Below are 346 nucleotides of genomic sequence, written 5' to 3' on the forward strand. Positions count from 1 at the left end.
ATGGCATAGCATTGAATGTTATGGTAAAAGTTGCACCGCCTAAATCATTGTTACATAACACATCAATGTCGGCATTATGTGCATTGGCAATTTCACTGACGATTGATAAGCCCAGACCACTACCAGTTAAGGCTGATTGTTCCTTTCGCCAGAACCGCTCAAATAGTTTGACTCTGTCACCTTCACTGATCCCAGGCCCCGAGTCTTTTATACTCAGGGTATTTTTAGTAATGATAAGCTGTACTTGAGCATGCGTATCGGCATATTTTAAGGCATTTTCTAGTAGGTTTTTGGTTAAAATGATCAATGCACCCTTATCGCCGAGTACATCACATGATTGATCAAT

At 40.5% G+C, this 346-nt stretch carries 1 protein-coding gene; it reads right to left on the reverse strand.

The annotated features are described in order from the left end of the window. A partial coding sequence (locus CWC11_RS21185; RefSeq protein WP_138684196.1) for a sensor histidine kinase occupies nt 1–346 on the reverse strand: 346 nt, incomplete at both ends.

Origin of the sequence: Pseudoalteromonas sp. S3178, from assembly GCF_005886985.1 — a bacterium.
GTDB lineage: Bacteria > Pseudomonadota > Gammaproteobacteria > Enterobacterales > Alteromonadaceae > Pseudoalteromonas > Pseudoalteromonas carrageenovora.